General features: G+C 73.1%; 22 protein-coding genes. 13 read left to right on the top strand and 9 right to left on the bottom strand.

Going from position 1 to position 19944, the window contains the following annotated elements; genetic code table 11:
• Window positions 1-6: 6 nt before the first annotated feature.
• A complete protein-coding gene (locus ABT245_RS28685; protein ID WP_351738678.1) occupies window positions 7-591 on the bottom strand; it encodes a hypothetical protein in 585 nt (194 codons plus the stop codon).
• 86 nt (window positions 592-677) lie between these two features.
• Window positions 678-1520, bottom strand: a complete 843-nt coding sequence (locus tag ABT245_RS28680) for a MurR/RpiR family transcriptional regulator (RefSeq protein ID WP_351738675.1) — start codon at window positions 1518-1520, stop codon at window positions 678-680.
• Window positions 1521-1770: 250 nt separating this feature from the next.
• On the opposite strand from ABT245_RS28680, the gene ABT245_RS28675 reads away from it, so the two are divergent.
• Both ABT245_RS28675 and ABT245_RS28670 read left to right on the top strand, forming a co-directional pair.
• Complete coding sequence (locus ABT245_RS28675) at window positions 1771-2040, top strand: hypothetical protein (RefSeq protein WP_351738672.1); 270 nt, start codon at window positions 1771-1773, stop codon at window positions 2038-2040.
• A 95-nt stretch (window positions 2041-2135) separates the two neighbouring features.
• Window positions 2136-2582 (top strand): hypothetical protein, encoded by a 447-nt coding sequence (locus ABT245_RS28670; RefSeq protein ID WP_351738669.1) that lies wholly within the window; start codon window positions 2136-2138, stop codon window positions 2580-2582.
• Window positions 2583-2954: 372 nt separating this feature from the next.
• Here the strand turns inward: ABT245_RS28670 and ABT245_RS28665 are convergent, their stop codons facing one another.
• Window positions 2955-4346, bottom strand: coding sequence for a cystathionine beta-synthase (locus ABT245_RS28665; RefSeq protein ID WP_351738807.1), 1392 nt, complete (start codon window positions 4344-4346; stop codon window positions 2955-2957).
• Between the two features lie 162 nt (window positions 4347-4508).
• Between ABT245_RS28665 and ABT245_RS28660 the strand changes: the two genes are divergently transcribed.
• The 3 genes from ABT245_RS28660 to ABT245_RS28650 all read left to right on the top strand — a co-directional run bounded on the left by ABT245_RS28660 (window position 4509) and on the right by ABT245_RS28650 (window position 8592).
• Entirely contained in the window at window positions 4509-5540 is a 1032-nt protein-coding gene (locus ABT245_RS28660; protein WP_351738666.1) for an SGNH/GDSL hydrolase family protein, read from the top strand.
• A gap of 751 nt (window positions 5541-6291) precedes the next feature.
• Window positions 6292-7512, top strand: a complete 1221-nt coding sequence (locus tag ABT245_RS28655; RefSeq protein ID WP_351738664.1) for an acetyl-CoA C-acetyltransferase — start codon at window positions 6292-6294, stop codon at window positions 7510-7512.
• A 285-nt stretch (window positions 7513-7797) separates the two neighbouring features.
• On the top strand, window positions 7798-8592 hold the full coding sequence (locus ABT245_RS28650; RefSeq protein ID WP_351738661.1) for a hypothetical protein: 795 nt from the start codon (window positions 7798-7800) through the stop codon (window positions 8590-8592).
• Between the two features lie 466 nt (window positions 8593-9058).
• On the opposite strand, the gene ABT245_RS28645 is transcribed toward ABT245_RS28650, so the two are convergent.
• Window positions 9059-9370, bottom strand: coding sequence for a hypothetical protein (locus ABT245_RS28645; RefSeq protein ID WP_351738659.1), 312 nt, complete (start codon window positions 9368-9370; stop codon window positions 9059-9061).
• A gap of 99 nt (window positions 9371-9469) precedes the next feature.
• On the opposite strand from ABT245_RS28645, the gene ABT245_RS28640 reads away from it, so the two are divergent.
• Complete coding sequence (locus tag ABT245_RS28640; protein ID WP_121890605.1) at window positions 9470-9700, top strand: DUF4287 domain-containing protein; 231 nt, start codon at window positions 9470-9472, stop codon at window positions 9698-9700.
• Window positions 9701-9789: 89 nt separating this feature from the next.
• Here the strand turns inward: ABT245_RS28640 and ABT245_RS28635 are convergent, their stop codons facing one another.
• Window positions 9790-10656, bottom strand: coding sequence for a Bax inhibitor-1/YccA family protein (locus ABT245_RS28635; protein WP_351738656.1), 867 nt, complete (start codon window positions 10654-10656; stop codon window positions 9790-9792).
• Between the two features lie 231 nt (window positions 10657-10887).
• The gene (locus ABT245_RS28630; RefSeq protein WP_351738804.1) at window positions 10888-11415 is read right to left on the bottom strand and encodes a CGNR zinc finger domain-containing protein; all 528 of its coding nucleotides are present in this window, start codon (window positions 11413-11415) and stop codon (window positions 10888-10890) included.
• A 104-nt stretch (window positions 11416-11519) separates the two neighbouring features.
• Between ABT245_RS28630 and ABT245_RS28625 the strand changes: the two genes are divergently transcribed.
• Window positions 11520-12815 (top strand): MFS transporter, encoded by a 1296-nt coding sequence (locus ABT245_RS28625; RefSeq protein WP_351738654.1) that lies wholly within the window; start codon window positions 11520-11522, stop codon window positions 12813-12815.
• 164 nt (window positions 12816-12979) lie between these two features.
• Complete coding sequence (locus ABT245_RS28620; protein WP_351738651.1) at window positions 12980-13498, top strand: DUF3592 domain-containing protein; 519 nt, start codon at window positions 12980-12982, stop codon at window positions 13496-13498.
• Between the two features lie 20 nt (window positions 13499-13518).
• On the opposite strand, the gene ABT245_RS28615 is transcribed toward ABT245_RS28620, so the two are convergent.
• The 3 genes from ABT245_RS28615 to ABT245_RS28605 form a co-directional block, all read right to left on the bottom strand.
• Complete coding sequence (locus ABT245_RS28615) at window positions 13519-14064, bottom strand: sigma-70 family RNA polymerase sigma factor (protein WP_351738648.1); 546 nt, start codon at window positions 14062-14064, stop codon at window positions 13519-13521.
• A 186-nt stretch (window positions 14065-14250) separates the two neighbouring features.
• Window positions 14251-15228 (bottom strand): hypothetical protein, encoded by a 978-nt coding sequence (locus ABT245_RS28610; protein ID WP_351738646.1) that lies wholly within the window; start codon window positions 15226-15228, stop codon window positions 14251-14253.
• A 14-nt stretch (window positions 15229-15242) separates the two neighbouring features.
• Window positions 15243-16055, bottom strand: coding sequence for a lysozyme family protein (locus tag ABT245_RS28605; RefSeq protein ID WP_351738644.1), 813 nt, complete (start codon window positions 16053-16055; stop codon window positions 15243-15245).
• A 671-nt stretch (window positions 16056-16726) separates the two neighbouring features.
• Here ABT245_RS28605 and ABT245_RS28600 point away from each other — a divergent pair.
• From ABT245_RS28600 to ABT245_RS28580, 5 genes are all read left to right on the top strand, one after another.
• Entirely contained in the window at window positions 16727-17083 is a 357-nt protein-coding gene (locus tag ABT245_RS28600; protein WP_351738642.1) for a hypothetical protein, read from the top strand.
• A complete protein-coding gene (locus ABT245_RS28595) occupies window positions 17080-17364 on the top strand; it encodes a hypothetical protein (RefSeq protein WP_351738641.1) in 285 nt (94 codons plus the stop codon). Before ABT245_RS28600 ends, ABT245_RS28595 begins: the two co-directional genes overlap by 4 nt.
• Window positions 17365-17505: 141 nt before the next feature.
• Window positions 17506-17796, top strand: coding sequence for a hypothetical protein (locus tag ABT245_RS28590; RefSeq protein ID WP_351738639.1), 291 nt, complete (start codon window positions 17506-17508; stop codon window positions 17794-17796).
• Between the two features lie 16 nt (window positions 17797-17812).
• Window positions 17813-18559 (top strand): DUF8175 domain-containg protein, encoded by a 747-nt coding sequence (locus ABT245_RS28585; protein ID WP_351738636.1) that lies wholly within the window; start codon window positions 17813-17815, stop codon window positions 18557-18559.
• A 1-nt stretch (window position 18560) separates the two neighbouring features.
• A complete protein-coding gene (locus ABT245_RS28580; RefSeq protein WP_351738634.1) occupies window positions 18561-19841 on the top strand; it encodes a hypothetical protein in 1281 nt (426 codons plus the stop codon).
• Window positions 19842-19944 lie beyond the last annotated feature (103 nt).

Genomic DNA, 19944 nt, shown 5'->3' with positions numbered 1-19944 from the left:
GCCCGGTCAGACGAGTGCCGCGGTGCGGCGGCGCGCCCCGCCCGGGGCCGCGTCGCCCGCCGCGATGCCCGTGTCCCGGTACGCCCTGACCGCCTTGCCGGCCGGGCGCCCGCCGCGGCCGTCGAGCCAGTCGACCCGCACCCACAGCAGCGCGTCCCCGGCCCGTTCGCGCCGCCCCAGCCAGGCGGCCTTGAGCCGCAGCCCGGCACCGGTCCCGGCCAGCAGCATGCCGCCGGCCGCGGGCACGGCGAACGAGCTGCCGAGCGCGGCGAGGAAGGCGAGCAGCAGCCACCAGCGGTGGCCGCGGCGCCAGACACGGACCGTCACCGCCCGGTCCTGGAGCACATCGTGCCGGCCGGCGCGGGCCGCTCCGCCGGCGAGGGCCGTGTAGCGGCGGCGCCGGGTGTACGCCACGGCGGCGGCGCCGAGGATGAACAGCGCGGCCCCGCCGAGCACACCGATCCTGCGCCCGGTCACGCCCGGCACGAGCACGCCGATGCCGGCCACGCACACCCCCAGCCACCACAGCGGTGCCGCCCCGGCCCGCACCACGACGGCCACCCGGGCCAGCCCCTGTCCTCCACGTGCCACGTCCGGCCTCCCGTCTTCCGGCTCCTTCGCGTTCCTGCGCGCGGAACGGTAACGGGACAACGTGAGACAATTCTGAGAGCGGCGGGTCACTCCACGAACAGCCCGCGTGCGGCCGCCTTCGTATCGAACTCCTCCAGCCGCGCCTGGGCGTCCGGCAGGTCGTCGCACATCGCCTCCAGCAGCACCCGCCCGAGCAGCATCGGCGCGCACGCGGTGTCGAAGGCGAGGCCCGTGCCGATGGCGGCGGGCAGCAGCAGGTCGCTGTGGCGGGCGACGGGCGCGAACGCCGAGTCGGCGACGGTGACCACGGTCAGCCCGGCGTCCTTGGCGTAGGCCAGGGTGTCCACGACCTCGCGCGGATGCCGTGGCAGGGCGAAGCACAGCAGCGCGCTCGCACCCGCCCGGACGGCCGCGTCGACCCGGTCCTGGATCATGGTGCCGCCCTCGTCGAGCAGCCGGACGTCCGGGTGCACCTTGGCGGCGAAGTACGCGAAGCCGTACGCCTGCGCGGCGGCGGCGCGCAGCCCGAGCACCGGCAGCGGCCGGGAGGCGGCCAGGACGCGGCCCGCCTTGTGCACCGGCCGCGGGTCGGCGAGGACCTCCGCCAGATGCCGCAGATTCTCGATCTCGGCCTCGACGGCCTGCTGGTACTCGTTGTGCGACGTCGCGTCCGGGGCCGGTTCGGCGGGCACGACGTCGCGCAGGTGCCTGCGCAGGGCCGGGTAGCCGTCGAAGCCGAGGGCGACCGCGAACCGGGTCACCGACGGCTGGCTGACCCCGGCCAGCTCGGCCAGCTCCACGCTGGACAGGAACGGCACGTCGGCGGCCCGCCGCACCATGTTGTGCGCGATGCGCCGCTGGGTCGGCGTGAGCCGGTGCCCCTCGAAGAGCGCCTGCAGGCGGGTCGCAGGGCTGTCGGTCACGCTCATCACGTGCTCCCCCTCCAGATGGCCATAAGGTTCGGACTCCCTCGGACCCGGACGCCGTTCGACGCCGGGGCACCGGGCGCCCTATTCACACACCAAGAACTCTGCATGACCGTATACAGCCGGGCAAGGGACACCCCTGATCCAGGCCGTGATCCGGCGCTGTGCCCCGGCCGTTCGCGCGGCGCCGCGCGACCCGTGCGCCGGAGCGGGGGACGCCCGCGCCGGTGACCGGGCGAGCGGCGGTGGCCCGATGGCGGAGCACCTGCGGACGAGCGCCCCGGTGCCGGGGCATCTACGGACGGGCGCGCCGGTGCCGGGGCATCTGCGGCTGCTCGTCGGCGAGATCATCCCCGCGGCGCGCCGGACCCGGGCGGTCCCCGGCGACTGGGCCGAGCACACCATGCGCGCCCACACCGCCTGCGTCCGGGACGCGATCCGCGCGGACCCGGCGTTCAGGCCGGCGTATGTCGCTGCTGCCCGCCGCGACCTCGGCACCGGACTCGTCTGCCTGCTGCCCTGACACCCGCCCTGAGGCGGCCGCGGTGCCGCCGTCCCGAGGCCAAGAGGGGGGCTAGCCCCAGTGCGGCGGGCGACCCGGCATCCTACGGTGCCCGTATGACCGGAATCGAGGCGCGGGACGCCGACCTGAAGAAGGAACTCGACGCCACCCTCCAGGCGCGTCGGGAACTCGGCGAGGAGTACGAGTCCGCGCTGGTCGACTCGTTCCTGGAGAAGGTCGACCAGCGCATCGACGGCGCGGTGGAGCGCCGGATGCGCAGACTTCTCGCCGAGCAGCAGATGCAGATCGCGCGGGGCTCCCGGTCCCCGAAGCCGACCGACTCCTGGGGGGAGCGGTTCGGGTTCGGCATCGTCTCGATGGTGCTGGCGATCCCGCTGTCCGCGATCGGCGGCGCCGTCGGCCATCTGCCCGGTCTGATCGTCACCTGGGTGGGCATCGTCGGCGTCAACACGGTTCAGGCGGCCCGCACCACCCCGGGCCTGTTCGGCCGGCTGCGCCACCGCTCGGACCCGTCCTCCAGGGACGACGCCTGGGAGGAGTGACGGCCGCTCGGGCCGCGCCCCGACAACGCACCGGGCGGGCCGGGGCGAAGGTGTGCGCGGGGACCGCCGCACCCCCGTTGCCGGGGGGCGGGACGACGGCGGTCCCCGCGAGGGACGCGGGCCGGGTCAGGGCCGGGCTGCGCGTCCATGGCGTCCATGGAGGTCCGGGAGCCGCTCCGGAGGTCCTTGGCGCCGTTCGGCGCCGGCCGGGGCGGGGAGCCGCTCCCGCCCTGCCGACACCCACCAATGTGCCGGACGCGTGTTAAGCGGGTGCTGCGCGCACGTGACGCGCGCGTACCACTTCCGAAACAGCTGCGAAGCCGCCGGACACCGCAGGTTCGCCGTGGACACCGGCGGTTCACCGCAGATTCGTCACTGCTTTCCGGCCTTGGCGAGAAAGGCCAGCAGGTCCTGCCGGCTGACCACACCGGTCGGCTTGCCCTCGACGAGGACGATCGCCGCGTCCGCCGCGCCGAGCACCGACATCAGATCGGCGACCGGCTCACCGGACCCGACCTGGGGCAGCGGGCCGCACATGTGCTTCTCCAGCGGGTCCTCCAGCGAGGCCCGCTTGCTGAACAGGGCGTCGAGCAGTTCCCGTTCCACCACCGAGCCCACGACCTCCGCGGCCATCACATCGGGATGCCCGGCGCCCGGCTTCACGACCGGCATCTGGGAGACGCCGTACTCGCGCAGCACCTCGATGGCCTGGCCGACGGTCTCGTCCGGGTGCATATGGACGAGGGAGGGGATGTGACCGCCCACCTTGTCGTTGAGGACGTCGCCGACCCGGGCGCTCGGGCCCTCGTCCTCCAGGAAGCCGTAGTCGGCCATCCACTCGTCGTTGAAGATCTTGCTGAGGTAGCCGCGGCCGCTGTCGGGCAGGAGGACGACCACGACGTCGTCCGGGCCGAGCCGCTCGGCCACCCGCAGCGCGGCCACCACCGCCATGCCACAGGAGCCGCCGACCAGCAGGCCCTCCTCCTTCGCCAGCCGGCGGGTCATCTGGAAGGAGTCCTTGTCGGACACGGCGACGATCTCGTCGGCGACGGTCCGGTCGTAGGCAGTCGGCCAGAAGTCCTCACCGACGCCCTCGACCAGATACGGGCGCCCGGAGCCGCCGGAGTAGACGGAACCCTCCGGGTCGGCGCCGATCACCTTGACCCGGCCGTCGCTGACGTCCTTCAGATAGCGGCCGGTGCCGGAGATGGTGCCGCCGGTGCCGACGCCCGCCACGAAGTGGGTGATCCGGCCGTCGGTCTGCTGCCACAGCTCGGGCCCGGTCGAGTGGTAGTGGGAGAGCGGGTTGTTGGGGTTGGAGTACTGGTCGGGCTTCCAGGCCCCGGGGGTCTCGCGCACCAGCCGGTCGGAGACGTTGTAGTAGGAGTCCGGGTGCTCGGGCGCCACGGCGGTCGGGCAGACGACCACTTCGGCCCCGTACGCCCGCAGCACGTTGATCTTGTCGGTGCTCACCTTGTCCGGGCACACGAAGATGCACCGGTAGCCCTTCTGCTGGGCCACGATCGCCAGGCCCACGCCGGTGTTTCCGCTGGTCGGCTCGACAATGGTGCCGCCCGGCTGCAGTTCCCCGCTCTGCTCGGCGGCCTCGATCATGCGCAGGGCGATGCGGTCCTTCACGCTGCCGCCCGGGTTGAAGTACTCCACCTTGGCCAGGACGGTCGCCCGAATGCCCTTGGTCACGCTGTTGAGCCTCAGCAGCGGGGTGTTGCCGACGAGGCTGATCATCGAGTCGTGGAATTGCACCGTCGTCTCCGGTTGCTTGCACAAAGAAGTGGTCGTAGTAGTTCCGTCAGCCTAAGGCCAGCTGCCCCGCCCCGGGCCGGCGTTCACTCACTGTTGAGATTGGCGGACAGGCAGTACGGGGCAAGGAGTGGGTGTAGGGCTACGAGGAGGTGGCGGCGACGCATGACGAGCATGTCGAGGGCGAGGGTGGCCCGGCGGATCGCGGCCGGCGCGGCGTACGGCGGCGGCGGGGTCGGGCTGGTCGGGGCGGCCGCCGTCGGCCTGCTGCTGGCCGAGGTACAGCTGGCCAAGCGGCACGTGGGCAACGGCACCGCGGACCGGGTCCCGTCGGCGGAGGGAGAGTACGGCCGGGGCTATGCGGTGCCCGGTGAGCCACCCCTGCGGCTGGCCATGCTCGGGGACTCCACGGCGGCGGGCCAGGGCGTGCGCCGGGCGGGCCAGACGCCGGGCGCGCTGCTGGCGTCGGGCCTCGCGGCCGTGGCCGAACGGCCGGTGGAGCTGCGCAACGTCGCCCTGCCGGGGGCCCAGTCGGACGACCTGGACCGTCAGGTGAGCCTGGTGGTGGCCGTGGGCGCGCCGGTACCGGACGTGTGCGTGATCATGATCGGCGCGAACGACGTGACCCGCCGGATGCCGCCGACGCGTTCGGTCAGGCATCTGTCGGGGGCGGTACGGCGGCTGCGCACGGCCGGTGCTGAGGTCGTCGTGGGCACCTGCCCCGACCTGGGCACCATCGAGCCGGTGCAGCAGCCGCTGCGCTGGCTGGCGCGCCGTGCCTCGCGGCAGCTGGCGGCGGCCCAGACGATCGGGGTGGTGGAGCAGGGGGGCCGCGCGGTGTCGCTCGGCGATCTGCTCGGCCCCGAGTTCGCGGCGAACCCGCGCGAGCTGTTCGGCCCGGACAACTACCACCCCTCCGCGGAGGGCTACGCCACGGCCGCGATGGCGGTGCTGCCGACGGTGTGCGCGGCCCTCGGCCTGTGGCCGGCGGACGAGGAGCGCCCGGATGTGTCGCGGCGCGAGGGTTTCCTGCCGGTGGCCCGTGCGGCGGCGGAGGCCGCGGACGAGGCGGGCACCGAGGTCACCGCGGCGATGCCCACGGGGCCGCGGGGTCCGTGGGCGCTGCTCAAGCGCCGCCGCCGACGCCGGGTCACCGAACCAGAACCCGCCCCTGCCACCACCACCCAGCCTTCCTGACACCCCACCCAGCCCTCCGGTCCAGACCCGCACCAACCAACCGACCCACCCGGACCGCCCGATACGCGCGACCGCGAGTGGCCCCTGCCACGCACGTGGGATCCAGGTCAGCCGCACCGCGAGGGCAGTCTCGCGGTGCAGCCAGACCGCATGGGCGGGATCACGCCGCGTGGACGAGGCCCCGGGACCACCGGACCGCGTAGGCAGGGGTACCGGGACCGCCGGAGCGCGTAGGCGGCAGTCGCGGATGGCTACGCCGCGCGGGCGGGTCCCGGGTGGCTACGCCGCGCGGGCGGGTCCCGGGTGGCTGCGTCGGGCGCGCAAGCTCGCGGTGCGGCCGGGTCGCGTGCGCGGGGTCCCCGGGCATCCCCAGCGGCGTACGCAGGGTCCCAGGGGGTCCCCGGCCGCGTACGCAGGGATCCGGGGATGGCCGCGCCGCGTGCCCGGAGTCCAGGCAGCCGGGCCGCGTACGCGAGGTCCCGGGGTTAGCCCCGGCCGCGTACGCAGGGTCCCAGGGATGGCCGTGCCGGGTGGCTCGGGGCACGAGGTCAGCGCCGGCCGCATGCGCGGGGGCTCGGGGCACGAGGTCAGCGCCGGCCGCATGCGCGGGGGCTCGGCTGAACCGAGCGGGGTGGAAAGCAAGCGCTTAGAAGATTGCGGTCTGTGTCACATCGCGCCGCCGGTGACCGTGACGGTACGGGCAGGTAGCTTCCCAAGGAGTCCTGCCCATCCGTACGCCCATGGAGCCGTGATGCCCGAAGCCGTCATCGTCTCGACCGCCCGCTCCCCCATCGGCCGCGCCTTCAAGGGCTCCCTGAAGGAACTGCGCCCGGACGACCTCACCGCCACGATCGTCCAGGCCGCCCTGGCGAAGGTCCCCGAACTGGACCCGAAGGACATCGACGACCTCATGCTCGGCTGCGGCCTGCCCGGCGGCGAGCAGGGCAACAACCTCGGCCGGATCGTCGCCGTACTGATGGGCATGGACCACCTGCCGGGCTGCACCGTCACCCGCTACTGCTCCTCGTCCCTGCAGACCAGCCGGATGGCCCTGCACGCCATCAAGGCCGGCGAGGGCGATGTCTTCGTCTCGGCCGGCGTCGAGATGGTCTCGCGGTTCGCCAAGGGCAACTCCGACACCTGGCCGGACACCCACAACCCGGTCTTCGCCGAGGCCGAGGCGCGCACCGCCGCGGTCGCCGAACAGGAGGGCACGAGCTGGCACGACCCGCGCGAGGACGGCCTCGTCCCCGACGCCTACATCGCGATGGGCCAGACCGCCGAGAACCTGGCCCGCCGCAGGGGCATCACCCGCCGGGACATGGACGAGTTCGGCGTCCGCTCGCAGAACCTCGCCGAGGAGGCCATCAAGAACGGCTTCTGGGAGCGCGAGATCACCCCGGTGACGCTCCCCGACGGCACGGTGATCGGCAAGGACGACGGTCCGCGCGCGGGCGTGACCATGGAGGGCGTGCAGGGCCTCAAGCCGGCCTTCCGCCCGGACGGGCTCGTCACCGCCGGCAACTGCTGCCCGCTGAACGACGGCGCCGCCGCGGTCGTCATCATGTCCGACACCAAGGCCCGCGAGCTGGGGCTGACCCCGCTCGCCCGGATCGTGTCGACCGGCGTCTCCGGGCTGTCCCCCGAGATCATGGGCCTCGGCCCGGTGGAGGCATCCCGGCAGGCCCTGCGCCGCGCCGGGCTGAGCATCGACGACATCGACCTGGTCGAGATCAACGAGGCCTTCGCCGCCCAGGTGATCCCCTCCTACCGGGAACTCGGTATCGACCTCGACAGGCTGAACGTCAACGGCGGCGCCATCGCGGTCGGCCACCCCTTCGGGATGACCGGCGCCCGTATCACCGGCACGCTCATCAACTCGCTCCAGTGGCACGACAAGCAGTTCGGCCTGGAGACGATGTGCGTCGGCGGCGGCCAGGGCATGGCCATGGTCATCGAACGCCTCAGCTGAAAGCGCGTCCGGTCCCGAACGGTGACCGGCCGAAAACCCAACGTGACGGCACGGACCCGGTGTTCGAGGACGTTCCGAACGCCGGGTCGATTTGTGATCCAATCTCCCTCAGGATGTGACCTATCTCCCTTCCGGGAGATATCCCGCAGGTCAGAGCGGTTGTGGAGGTATACCTCGGACCCAAAGTCACGTCCGTTTCGTGACGTTACGCACTGACAGCTGGTTAGTCCACCCTTCAAGCTGATGTAGGAAGTCGGGGGTCGACTTTGAACCGGGAGTACGTCAGTGAGCGCCATGCCGATCGCCCTGCTGCTCACCACGGCCGCCACGGGCGCCGTGGGCGTCGCCGTCCTGCGCACCATGCTCGTTCTGCGCCGCCAGGTCACGGCCCTGCACACCCAGCTCGCGGAGAGCCAGGCAGCCGCCACGCGTGCGCTGCTGCCCGGCGCCCGCACCACGACCGACACCGAGCAGATACGCTCCGCCGTCGCCGAGGCGCTCGCCGAGGAACGGGAGCGTGAGCTGGCCGAGGCGCGTGCCTTCTGGGCCGCCCAGGAGGCCCGGGACGCCTCCGACGCGCCCTCGCTGCTGGGCCTCGCCGACAACGAACCGTTTCTGCCACGGCAGGCGGACTTCGCGGGCCTGGAGCCGGTCACCGAGCCGGTGATCGAGCCGGCGACGGACACCGACGAGTTCGCCGGTGAGTCCCCGGAGTTGGCCGCGGCCCGCCGCCGGCACCCCTCGCATCCGGACTTCGTGCCGGTGCCGTCACCGATCGTCAACGACCATGAGCGCACCGTCTCCACGCTGGAGGAGCTGGCCGAGTCCGGCGTCGAACTGACCGACGTCCGCCCCGGCCCCCTCGGCACCCTCGACGTCTATGTCTTCGCGGACGGCACGACCCTGTGTATGACCCCGGGCCACCGCGAGACCGCGGAGCGCCTGGCGGCGTTCCTGCGCTGCGGGGTGGCCCCGGTCCTGCTGGGCGGCTCGGGCATCTCGGGCGCGTACACCCTGACCTTCGCGTGCGGCGAGGAGACCGTGTACATCCTGGCGGACCGGGTCATAGCGTCCCTGTAGTCCTCCGGTCCTGCGGTCCTCCGGTGCGGAACGGCTCGTAGAACCGGCAGGGGGAAGCGCATACGGCTCGGCCGACCCGGGCGGCGCGTCGCGGCGACCGCCGCACCCTCCGGCGAGAGGCGAGCCCGAGCACGGCGACGACGGCGCTCCGCGCGGCGAAGGACCCGGAGGCGACCGGAACGAGCACCCGGCTGACGACGACCGATGCGATAAGCCCGCGCGAGCCGGGGCAGTACGACGGCGACCGGCGCGACGGACCCGGCAGGCCGGGGCACTACGACGACGGGCCGCGCGGCGAAGTACCGGGTGGCCACCGGGAAGAACACCCCGCTGCCGGCGACCGGCGCGACGGACCCGGCAGGCCGGGGCACTACGACGACGGGCCGCGCGGCGAAGTACCCGAAGGCGACCGCACCGAGCACCCCGCTGCCGGCGACCGGCGCGGAGCCGGAGGGCCGTGCGCCGCTCACACGCCCGCGCGCTGCCGGGCCTCGTCGACCAGGCGGACCGCCTCCGCCACCTCCGCCTCGCTCGTCAGCACGAGCGCCAGATCGTGCCCGGCCACGGTGATCTGGTCGGCGGCGGCGAACATGCCGGCGTCCGGCATCTGCCGCGGCTCCGCCGAGGGATCCTCGATCCGCTGGGCGCGCACCGCCAACTCCCTTGCCAGACCCAGCGCCTCGGCGGCGGCGCTGCGCTGCAACCGGCTCTGCGGAGCCGCCCGCAGACGGTCGGCGAAGTGATCCACTGCATGGGTCAGGGGCGTCGTATCAACCACGCGGTGAGCGTAACGCGTCCTACCTGGAGTGTTGCCAACACGCCAACGCTCAGGCACGGTGACGTGAAGGACCGGCTTCGAATGCGTCCGGAGGCGCCGATGTCCCAAGTCTTCTCCGAAGAGACCCATCGCAATCTGCTCGCCCGCATCCCCCACTGCACCGGTCGTGAAGTCTCCGACTGGCTGCGCACCGTCGAGGAAGGCCCCGCTCTCTTCCGCTTCGAGGAGAAAGTCAGCTGGCTCCGTCAGGAGCACAACCTCGCATACGGCCACGCCAAGGCGCTTGTCCATGAGTACGACTTGAGGAGGGCCGCGCGCAAACTCCTCTAGGCGCGCACATCCGGAACATCGAAAGGGCCCCGGGACGGAACCCGGGGCCCTTCGCGTGCCGGCGTGCGGCCGACCAGTCGTAGGACCGACTAGTCGTTGCTACTGAAGATCGCGACCAGCCGCAGCATCTCCACGTAGATCCACACGAGGGTCATGGTCAGACCGAACGCGGCCAGCCACGCCTCGTTGCGCGGGGCGCCGTAGGCGATGCCGTCCTCGATCTGCTTGAAGTCGAGGGTCAGGAAGAACGCGCCGAGCAGGATCGCGATGATGCCCACGATCGCGCCGAGCGGGCCGAAGCTGCGCAGACCGCCGTCCTCGGCGACGCCGAAGGCCACCAGAAGCAGGTTGACCGCCATGACCGCCACGAACGCCATCGCGATCACGAGGCCGATGCGGGCGTAGCGGGCGGTGACCCGGATCCAGCCGGCCTTGTAGACCAGCAGGGTCGCGCCCGAGACGGCCATGGTGCCGAGCACCGCCTGGAACGGGGCGCCGCTCCACCGGCTGTTGAACATCTCGCTGATCACGCCGAGGAAGACGCCCTCGAGGGCGGCGTATCCGAGGATCAGCGCGGGGGACGGGGTGCGCTTGAAGCTCTGCACCAGCGCCAGGACCATCGCGATCAGGCCGGCGCCGATCGCGAGACCGTAGCTGCCGGACGAGACCGGCAGCAGGGTCCAGGCGAGGACGGCACCGACGGCGACCACGCCGAGCGTGGTGGCCGAGCGCAGGACGACATCGTCCATCGTCATCCGGTCGGTGGTGACCGGGGCCTGCGGCGGGGCGCCGTACTGCTGGTCCTGCTGGGCGTAGGGGTTCGTCGCGTACGGGTTGCCGCCCTGGGCGTACGGGTTGCCCGGCGCGTACCCGGCCTGCGGCGCGGTGTTGAAGCCCGCGTAGCCGTTGTCGCGGCTGAACCCCCGTCGCGAGAAGACCGGGTTGCTGCTCCTCATTTCACTCCTCCATGGCCGCCCTGCGCGGCCTTGGCTGCAAGAGTAATAGGTTGGCAAAAGATTGACCCTAGTACCTGGGGAGGATCTTTCCCCAGCCGTGCTGCGCAACACGCTAACGGGCGGCCTCATTCCCGGCCACGGAGGGGCCCCATTCCATGACGGTTCCGCTACACGGGCGAAACCGGCCGGAGACGGACCGCACTGGGCCGGTTGTGGCAAGGCTCCCTGCGCCTACGCGGTGGCGTCCGGTGCCGCGGCGGCGCGGGCGCGGTGGGCCGCCACGCGCTCGCGGGTCGCGCAGCGGCGGGAGCAGTAGCGGCGTTCCGGGCCGCTGCCCTGCGTGATGAAGACGTTGCGGCAGGCGGGCGACGCGCAGACGGCGCCGGGCGGCCGCCGGCGGTCCCAGACGAGGACGGTCAGGGCCATGCAGGACGAGGCGAGGAACCACTCGTCCCAGGGGCCGTCGTCGGCGCGGTCGAGGTGCGGGTGCCAGGGCGTGCCGCCGCCGTGCGAGGTGAGCCGGAGCCGTCCGGTGTGTGCGCGCAGCAGGCGGTTGAGCGCGGTGGCGGCGGCGTCGGTGTCCGCGGCGGCGAAGACCTCCCGCAGCCGGGCGGCGGCGACCCGCATCCGGTCGACGTCCCGCTGCGTCAGGCCGAGGGGTCCGTCCTCGCCGTGGGCGCGGAGCACCCGGGCGACGGCGGCGGGGTCGGGGGCGTCCGGGTCCAGCGCGTTGACCAGGGCGGCGGTGCGGCGCGCCATGGTCAGCACGGAGTGCCGGGCGGACCAGTCGCCGGGGGTGTCGGACACAGGCTCAATGTAACGCATATTGCAGAGTTTTACGTTACCTACGTAACGTTTCACTAATGACGAAGCGTTACGCGACGCCTGGCACGGCCCGCTTCGGAAGGTCCGCGAGAACGGCCTGGGGAGCGGCCTGGGGAGCGGCCTGGGCAACGGTCTCCCCGCACGCCGGGGCGCTGGCGGCCCGTACCGGGGACGAGATGTCGGGGCCCGCACTGATGCTGGCCGGGCTCGCCCTGACCGGATCGGCCGCCGCCGGAGCCGCACTGCTCGCGGGCATCACCGTTGCGGCGGCGGTGGGCGGCCCGGTGCTCGGCGCCCTCCTGGACCGGGCGGCGCAGCCCGGCCGGCCGCTGGCCGCGGCGCTCGTGCTGTACGCCGCCGGCCTGGCCCTGGTCCTGCTGGCGCTCGGCCGGCTTCCGTTCGCCGTCAGTGTGCTGCTCGCGGTGGCCACCGGGCTGCTGGGCCCGGCGCTGTCCGGCGGCTGGACCGCCCAGCTGCCCCACGTCGTACCGGCCGACCGGCTGCCCAGGGCGAACGCGCTCGACGCCATGACGTTCGGCGCGGCGAGCCTGGCCGGGCCCGCCCTCGCGGGCGGCACGGCGGCGGCACTGGGGGCGCCGACGGCCGTCCTGGTCTCCGTGGCCCTGATCGGTGCGGCGGTGCCCGCGGCGTGGCGGCTGCCCGCACGTCCCGGTGCGGCGCACCGCCCGCGGGCCGCCTCCCTGTCCGGCGACCTCACGGCCGGCGTACGGGCCCTGGTGGGCGGCCGCCGGCTGGCCCGGGCCACTCTCGTCTCGGTCGTCTGCTGCATCGGGCAGGGCATGCTCACGGCCTGTCTCCCGCTGCTCGGCGAACGCGTCCTCGGCGGCGCCGGCCGCGGCACGGCGCTGCTGTCCTGCACGGCGGCCGGGGCCCTCGCCGCCAACGTTCTGCTCGCCCGTTTCCCGCGCGCCGTGGCCCCCGACACGATCCTGTGGGCCACCGCCCTGATCCAGGCGTCCGCGCCGGCCCTGGCCGCGCTCTCGCTGACCGCGTCCGGCGGCCCGGCACTGCTGGTGACGGCCGCGATCGTGACGGGACTGGCCGAAGGGCCGGCTTTGAGCGCTCTGTTCGCGGTGCGCCATCAGGAGGCGCCGGCCCGGCTGCGTGGCCAGGTCTTCACGACCGGCGCCAGCCTGAAGATCACCGCCTTCGCCCTGGGCGCGGCCCTCGCCGCCACCCTGTCGCCCCGCTCCCTCCCCCTCACGCTGGCCCTGGCGGCGGGCACGTCGACGGCGGCGGCCCTGACGTTCGTCGCTCTCCGGGAATCCGCCCACGAAACCGCCGCCCCGCCGTCGTCGGACTCCGTCCGCTGATCGCGAGCGGCGCCGACATGGGAGACAGCCGGCGCAGAACGCACGGGATTTCCCGGATAAAGCTCCGCACCGCGGGGAGGACAACCCCGGGGAACGCGCGGCCGAGGCCGCCCGGTGCGAGGTGGGGCAGGAGGGGCCGTGGCTCAGGGGTCGGGTGGGTGCCGGTGAGCGCGCGGATGCCGCCGCGCCGGGTCGGTGCGTGGGCGCGCGTCGCCGGCAAGGTCGCGGCAGGGGTGGCCCTGACGACCGTGGCGGCGCTGTTCGCCGTCCTCGGGTACGGGTTCGCCCGCAGTGGACTGGACGGACTGCACGACGCCTCCGCGGTCGCGGCGCGTGGGCGGTCGGCCGACGGGACCGTCCTGGCGAAGGACGAGGTGGCCGGCCCTCAGGGAAGCCGCACCAAGCGGATCGAAGTGAGCTTCACCGCCGCCGACGGGACCTCGTACCGGTTCTGGGAAGGCGGCGACGCGGACGTCGGCGACACGATCCGCGTCCACTATGTGCCGGGGCGTCCCGACACGGCGAGCACGCACTCCCCGACGGGCAACAGGATCGGGTACGGCATGCTCGTCCTGGTCGGGCTCGCGCTCATGATCCTCATGCCGCTCCTGGCCCTCAGACTCGGCTGGACGGGTCTTCGCCACCTCCGACGCGCCAACCGGAAACGAGCGGCAGCGGGATGACACCGCCTCGGCCCCGGGTGTCAGCGGGCTCCCCGTTCGTCCAGGGCCGAGCGCAGACTGCGTAGGGCGTAGTACACGCGGGATTTGACCGTGCCCTGGGGGACGCCCAGGTCCTGGGCCGCCTGGTGGGTGGTGCTGTCGGCGAAAAAGGTGGCCTGAAGTGCCTCTCGGTGGGCCGGAGTCAGGGAGTTCAGGGCGTCGTGCAGGACGATGGACGACAGCATGCGTTCGATGTCGTCCGCCTCGGCGCCCAGGTCGGTCAGCCATGTCGCGCCGCTGACCTCCTGGGGCCTGGCCATCTTCGTGCGGTGGGCGTCGATGACGAGGTTGCGGGCCACCCGGAACATCCACGGGCGTACCGCCATGCCCTCGTCGTCGACCAGGTTCTGCTTGTTCCAGCAGCGCAGCAGCGTCTCCTGGATGATGTCCTCCGTCCGGTGCGTGTCCCCGCCCAGCATGCGCAGCACATACGCGTAGAGCGCCGGGCCGTGTTCCACGTACAGATCACGCAGCGCGCGCTCCTCGGGGGATATCGCGCCTGCCGAGCCTATGACCATCACGTTCATCGTGTGCTCCTGCTCCTTGGGATGACCGGCCCCAGTGGGGGTTCGCGGGCCGGGGCCTCCGAGGCAGGGGAGTGTTCCGATGTGTGTTCCACGTTCGGTTGACGGTCGTTGTACGGCGCTGTGGATCCGCTGGTCGGCATGCTCTTCGCGGCTGCCGTGCCGTGCTCGGTCTGCCTCACGCCAAGCTCAAGGCGTCCTCAAGTCGCTCCAGACGTACGCCTCCAGCTCGGCCACATGGCTGCGCACCCGGTCCGCCAGTTCCGTGTGGCCAGGCGGCAGTCGGCCCTTGCTGTGCAATCTGTCCCACATGTGCAGCAGTTCGTAGCCGTGCACCACCGCCGCCCTGTCGTCCTCCAGGCGTTGCCAGGCCGCCGCCGCCCTCGCCACGTCCTCCGGGGCCCGGCTGTCCCCCGCACCGCAGCGGATCCTCGCCACGGTCAACGCCAGGACCGTTGCGGCCCGGTGGTCGCCGCGCAGGTGGGCCAGATACGCCTCCACCGACCGCGCCTCCAGCGCTTGCGGGTGTTCCGCGCCCGACCTGTTCGTCACGCTCTCGCTCAGCGCCGTCGCGTCCGCGTACGCCTCGTCCAGCCGGCCCGTACGCGCCAACTCGTTGATCTTCGCGATGCGTTCGGCCAGGTCCGTCGATACGTCCGCGGCCGGTGGCGGCGCCGCTGTCCCGGCCGCTCCCGCCCTTGCCCGTGGCGGGGGCGGTGCCGCGTGTGCCGCCGCCGTCGCCCTTGCCCGTGCTACCGCCTGCGCTATCGCCGACCTCTGGGAAGGCTCCGGCTCCAACTCCGGCGCCGGCCTCGGCTCCAGCTCCAACTCGGGCCTCGGCTCCAGCTCCAACTCGGGCCTCGGCTCCGGCTCCGGCTCCGGCTCCGGCTCCGGCTCCGGCTCCGGCTCCGGCTCGATCGTCCCCGTCGGTTCGTCCTCCTGCATCAGGACCCTGCTCGAACCGTCCGGTGCCACCTCCAGGACGAAGTACGTGGCCCCGGCCGTGTCGTTCACCGTCGCCTGCACCGGGGTGCCGTGGACCTCCGCGTGGCGCTGGAGTTCGTCAAGTACCGCCTCGTGCAACGAGTCATCCGGTGCGGCCACGACCGGGCGGCCGTCGATCTCCGCCCGGCCCTGGTCAAAGATGCGCACGTCGAAGCGGGTCATGGGCGGCCTTTCTCTCATGGGGTCGTCGTCTCCCCGGACTCCGTCGGGGTGGGGGTCACACCGGGGGTGGCGCCGTCCGGGGGCGCGGCCACGCCCGCGTACTTCGCGAACTGGGCGCGGACAGCGGCGACATAGCCAAGGGCCTCGTTCGTCTGCGGTACGCCCTTGGCGTCCAGCACCGCGTCCATGCCGACCTTGTACGCGGCCAGGGTGAGGTCGAGGACATTGCCGTCGGCCTTGGCCGTGTCGAGCGCGTTCTGCGCCTCCTTGGCCAGGTCGCACATGTAACGGCCCTGCGCCCGGATCGAGTCCGTGTCGTCCTCGGCGGAGACCTTGCCGTTGTCGTCGTCGTCCTTGCCGTACTTCTCGAAGACGGCGGGCGGCAGTTGGGAGATGCCCTTCTCACCGTCGGGGCCGACCATCTTGGAGTTGTATCCGGACGCGAACTCGATCTGCGACACGATCACGACCGGGCCGATGGTGTCGCACTCCTTGCCGGCGTCCTCGATGGGCTGCACCAGGTCCTCGGGGACGGTGCTCTCCTCCAGCGGGTCCTTGCCGTCGCCCTGCATGATGCGCACCACGTCGTTCGCGGTGGCCTCGTTGTCGGCGTCACTGTGGCTGCCGCCGCCCCCGCCGAAGAGCAGGATCAGCGCGATGAGCGGGGCCAGCAGGACGCCGAGCCCACCGAAGATGATCACCACGACGGCGCCGCCCACCAGGACCACCGGCAACAGCATGCAGCCGAAGCCCAGGGCGGCCACCGAAGTGTTCCGTACGGTCTTGGCGACGCTGCCCTCGCCGCCGTCGCCGCCCTTGTCTGCCATGTCCGCGCTCATTCGCGCCCGCCTTCTTCCCCTCACCTTGAACCGCTCTGCCCGGACGGCCCGTTGTGCTGTCCGACGAGCCCGGGACATCAAACGGGGCTCGGGGCAAAGAAGTTCAAACCGGTGGAAACCACATGAGTCAAAGCAGCGGACATATGAGTCAGCAGGGGGGCGGGACGCGCATGGGTACTCCTTCGATGACGCCGCCGGGGCCGCGGTCCTGGGTGCGCGGACCCACATCCGGCCGCTCGGCGCCACCTTCACCGGCGCCCCCTGCCCCCTCCTCACCGGCACCGGCACCGGCACCCGCGCCGGCACCCGCGCCGTCACCGGCTCCGGCTCGCGCGACTCGCGCGGCTCCCCGTACGGCGCCCGCTTCTGCCGCGGCCCCCCGTCCGGCCGCCGCCGCGCCGGCGCCCGCTCCCCCACGGACCGTCGCTCCCCCGACTCGTCCCTCTCCCCCGCCCCCGCCCGCGCGCCGCGCCTCCGGCGCCCGTGGCGGTGACGCCGGCTGGGGCGAGCCCCGGCGGCCCCGGACCACCGGACGGGCGCAGGGACAGGGACAGGGCCGGACACGGACCCGCACGCGGACACGGGACGAGATCGGGTGGGTCAAGGCGCACGGCGGTGCCGGGGCGTCCTCGCTGTGCGAACTGCTCGGCGGGGTCGACGTGGGAGCCCGCTGGCCGGAGCCCGCCCGGGGCGAGCCGGGCCGGATCGTGCTGGTCGGCCGGACCAGTGCGCGCGGTCTGCGGGCCGTGTCCCAGGCGCTGGGCGCGCTGCACGACGGCAGCGCCCCGCAGGGGCTCGACCTGCTGGCCGTGGTGCTCGTCGCCGACGCCCCGGGGCGGCTGCCGCTCGGGCTGCTGCGCCGTATCCGGGTCATCCGGTCCGCCGCCCATGTGCACCGGGTGCCGTGGATTCCGGCCTGGCGGAAGGGCGGCCGGCTGCGGACCCCGCCCCGGCAGCTCAGCGCCCTGGCCCAACTGGTGGGCGCCGACATCCAGCCCGAGGAAACCCTGTCATGAACCGTCTGCCGCCGCACGGGTATCTGCTGGCCGACTCCTTCAACCCCAACGCGAACGGGGAGACCACCGACATCCTCGGGATGCTCGCCTGGTGCGCCACGGCCGCCGGGGTCGGCGGACTGATCATCGTCGGCATCCAGATGGCCGTCCAGCTGCGCCGGGGTGATCCGGGAGAGGGCGGCGAGCACTTCCGCGGTGTCTTCTTCGTCGCCCTCGCCAGCCTCCTCGCCACCTGCGCCGGACCGCTCGTCGCCGCCCTCGGGGACCTGTCGCTCCACTGACCCGCGCCGGGGCGTCCCGCCCCCTTGCGTACCGCCGGCCTTCCCTACCGCCCGCCCTCCCTACCGCTCACCACCCGCGTCCTACCGCTCACCACCCGCGTCCGCCGCCCGGCGGACGCCGACCCACCCGGAGAATCCCCGATGTCCTCCTCACTGCTGTACAAGACCTCCGCCCTGCTCGCCTCCGACGTGCCCAACCCGACGCGGGAGGCGCCCAGCGAGCTGACCGACAAGGTCGACACCGTGCTCGGCATCGCCGCCTGGGCCGGTACCGCCGCCGGCGTCGCCGGTGTGCTGATCACCGGCGCGATGATGGCCATCTCCCTGAAGCGCGGCGAGAGTTCGGAGCACATGAGCCGCCTCGGCATGGTGCTCGGCGGCTGTGTGCTGGTGGCCACCGCGGGTCCGCTGATCTCGTTCGTCTTCAACTGAACAGGCGGCCTTCGAGATGCTCACGCGCAGGCAACGGCGGACCGATGACGCCGAGCCGTACTGGCGGCAGCGCGGCTGGCAGTTGTCCGCCGGGTTCCTCGCCGTCGCCGTCGTGCTGGGCGGGTTCGCCGCGCTGGCCTCCGGCGGGGACGGCCGCGCCGGTGCCGCGGCCTCCCCCGGCCCGCTGTCCGGCGCCCTCACCGAGGACGGCCGGCCCCAGGGCTGCCACACCGACGACAGCGCCGGTGACGCCCTGCCGAAGGCCGCGCCCAAGGACATCGACTGGCGCATGATCGGCGTCGTACGGGTGCCCGTCTCCGCGACGGCCGGGCCGACGCACGACGACGGCACGCCCTGGTGGTGTTTCGCGCACACCGCCACCGGCGCGGTGCTGGCCGCCCATGTCATCACGGCCCAGATGGGCGAGTCCGGCTGGCGGACCGTGGCCGCGGAGCAGCTCGTACCGGGGCAGCCGCGCGACATGTTCGTGTTCCGTCGCTCGACCGTCGGGGACTCCGTCTCCGCGAACACGACGGACACATCGGCCGTGTCCACGTACGTCGGCTTCTCCGTGCCCTCGTACACGGGGAGCACGGCACGGGTGAACCTGCTCATGCGGTCCACCCAGGGCTACGCCGCGACCACCGTCAACCTCCGCTGGGACAAGGGCGACTGGAAGATCGTGCCGTTCAGCGACGGGGCCCTCTACGCCCAGGTGCAGTCGGTGCAGAACACCCGCGGCTATCTGCTCTGGGAGGTCTGACATGCAGTGCTCGCAAGGCACCGGGGTGCCCGTCCTGGACGCGCTGGTGGGGTTCTTCAGCTTCCTGGGCGACCCCATCGGAACCATCATGAACGCCATCGCGGACTTCGTGCTCGCGGCCGCGATCACCGTGTTCGGGGCCCTGGCCACCGCCATTCCGACCCTGTCGAGCGTCAAGTCGTCACAGAAGATCAATCAAGCCTCGCAATGGCTCGTGGTCTATATGGCGGTGGGCTCGCTGATCTTCGCCGCCTGCCGGATGGCGATCGAACGACGCGGCGACGCGGGCCGCACCGCGCTCAAGGGGATCCTCCGGGTCGTCCTCGTCTCTGGCGGCGCCACCACCCTCGTGTCGGCGGCGGCCGGCCTCTCGGACCGCTACTCCGACTACCTGTTCAAGGCGGGGGCGCAGGAGCAGCTGGACCACATCGGCCAGTGCACGGACGGCGGCGGCATCCAGGCGTTCCTGCTGATGATCCTCGCCTTCCTGCTGCTGATCTCCGGGATCATCCACACCATCCTGCTCTACATCCGCCTCGGCGTGATGATCCTGCTGCTGGGCACCCTGCCACTGGCCGCCGCCGCCTCGATGACCGAGTGGGGCGGCGGCTGGTGGCGCAAGCACCTCGGCTGGATGATCGCCTGGCTGCTGTACAAGCCCGCCGCGGCCCTCGTGATGTACGGGGGCGCGGTGATGCTCAACTCGGACGACCCCGTCAGCGTCAACGAACGCATCGCCGGGATCGGCGTGATGCTGCTGGCCGCCGTCTCGCTGCCCGCACTGCTCAAACTCATCGTGCCCGCCACCGCCGCCCTCGGCGGCGCCGGTGCCGTCTCCGGCGCGATGTCGGCGACCGGCAACGCCCTCGCCTCCGGCGCCCGCTCGCTCGGCGGGGGTCTCAGCGGCGGCGGCAACAGCGGTCGGACCGGGGGCGCGGGCCCCTCCGGCGCGTCCGGGACGACCGGCGGCAGCGGTTCCGGCGGGACGTCCGGACGCGGCGGCCCGGCCGGGGCGGCGGGGGCGGTCGGCTCTTCCGGCGCGAACGGTACGAGCGGCACGGGCCGTTTCGGGCCCGCGGGCGCCCAAGCGGGCGTCGGCGGAGCGGGATCGAGCGGTGCGGGATCGAGCGGTGCGGCCGCGGGCGCGAGCCGGGCGGCAGCGGCGGCCGGCCCCGTCGGCGCAGCCGTCGCCGCCGCGGCCACCGCCGCCAAGATCGTGGGCCGGGCCGCGGCCGGCTCGCTGGACGACGCCGAGCCTCCCGACCGGGGGCACAACTCCTGACGCCGCCCAGCCCCTACGAGCCCGCCCCCGAGCCGCCCCGTGAACCCTTCCGCTTCCGGGCCTCCGTCGCCCGCCCGGGTGACGCGCCGCTGCACATCAGCAG

It is taken from the genome of Streptomyces sp. NPDC001508, assembly GCF_040298665.1.
Taxonomy (GTDB): Bacteria; Actinomycetota; Actinomycetes; order Streptomycetales; family Streptomycetaceae; genus Streptomyces.
The sequence above is the reverse complement of the archived record's forward strand: the minus strand, read 5'-3'. Positions and strand labels throughout refer to the sequence as shown.

Bases quoted from the DNA above. Each gene is read 5' to 3' on its own strand.
- ABT245_RS28680 (WP_351738675.1), bottom strand. From the start codon at position 1,520: ATGAGCGTGACCGACAGCCCTGCGACCCGCCTGCAGGCGCTCTTCGAG.
- ABT245_RS28675 (WP_351738672.1), top strand. From the start codon at position 1,771: ATGGCGGAGCACCTGCGGACGAGCGCCCCGGTGCCGGGGCATCTACGG.
- ABT245_RS28670 (WP_351738669.1), top strand. From the start codon at position 2,136: ATGACCGGAATCGAGGCGCGGGACGCCGACCTGAAGAAGGAACTCGAC.
- ABT245_RS28660 (WP_351738666.1), top strand. From the start codon at position 4,509: ATGACGAGCATGTCGAGGGCGAGGGTGGCCCGGCGGATCGCGGCCGGC.
- ABT245_RS28655 (WP_351738664.1), top strand. From the start codon at position 6,292: ATGCCCGAAGCCGTCATCGTCTCGACCGCCCGCTCCCCCATCGGCCGC.
- ABT245_RS28640 (WP_121890605.1), top strand. From the start codon at position 9,470: ATGTCCCAAGTCTTCTCCGAAGAGACCCATCGCAATCTGCTCGCCCGC.
- ABT245_RS28635 (WP_351738656.1), bottom strand. From the start codon at position 10,656: ATGAGGAGCAGCAACCCGGTCTTCTCGCGACGGGGGTTCAGCCGCGAC.
- ABT245_RS28630 (WP_351738804.1), bottom strand. From the start codon at position 11,415: ATGGCGCGCCGCACCGCCGCCCTGGTCAACGCGCTGGACCCGGACGCC.
- ABT245_RS28625 (WP_351738654.1), top strand. From the start codon at position 11,520: ATGACGAAGCGTTACGCGACGCCTGGCACGGCCCGCTTCGGAAGGTCC.
- ABT245_RS28615 (WP_351738648.1), bottom strand. From the start codon at position 14,064: ATGAACGTGATGGTCATAGGCTCGGCAGGCGCGATATCCCCCGAGGAG.
- ABT245_RS28610 (WP_351738646.1), bottom strand. From the start codon at position 15,228: ATGACCCGCTTCGACGTGCGCATCTTTGACCAGGGCCGGGCGGAGATC.
- ABT245_RS28605 (WP_351738644.1), bottom strand. From the start codon at position 16,055: ATGGCAGACAAGGGCGGCGACGGCGGCGAGGGCAGCGTCGCCAAGACC.
- ABT245_RS28595 (WP_351738641.1), top strand. From the start codon at position 17,080: ATGAACCGTCTGCCGCCGCACGGGTATCTGCTGGCCGACTCCTTCAAC.
- ABT245_RS28590 (WP_351738639.1), top strand. From the start codon at position 17,506: ATGTCCTCCTCACTGCTGTACAAGACCTCCGCCCTGCTCGCCTCCGAC.
- ABT245_RS28585 (WP_351738636.1), top strand. From the start codon at position 17,813: ATGCTCACGCGCAGGCAACGGCGGACCGATGACGCCGAGCCGTACTGG.
- ABT245_RS28580 (WP_351738634.1), top strand. From the start codon at position 18,561: ATGCAGTGCTCGCAAGGCACCGGGGTGCCCGTCCTGGACGCGCTGGTG.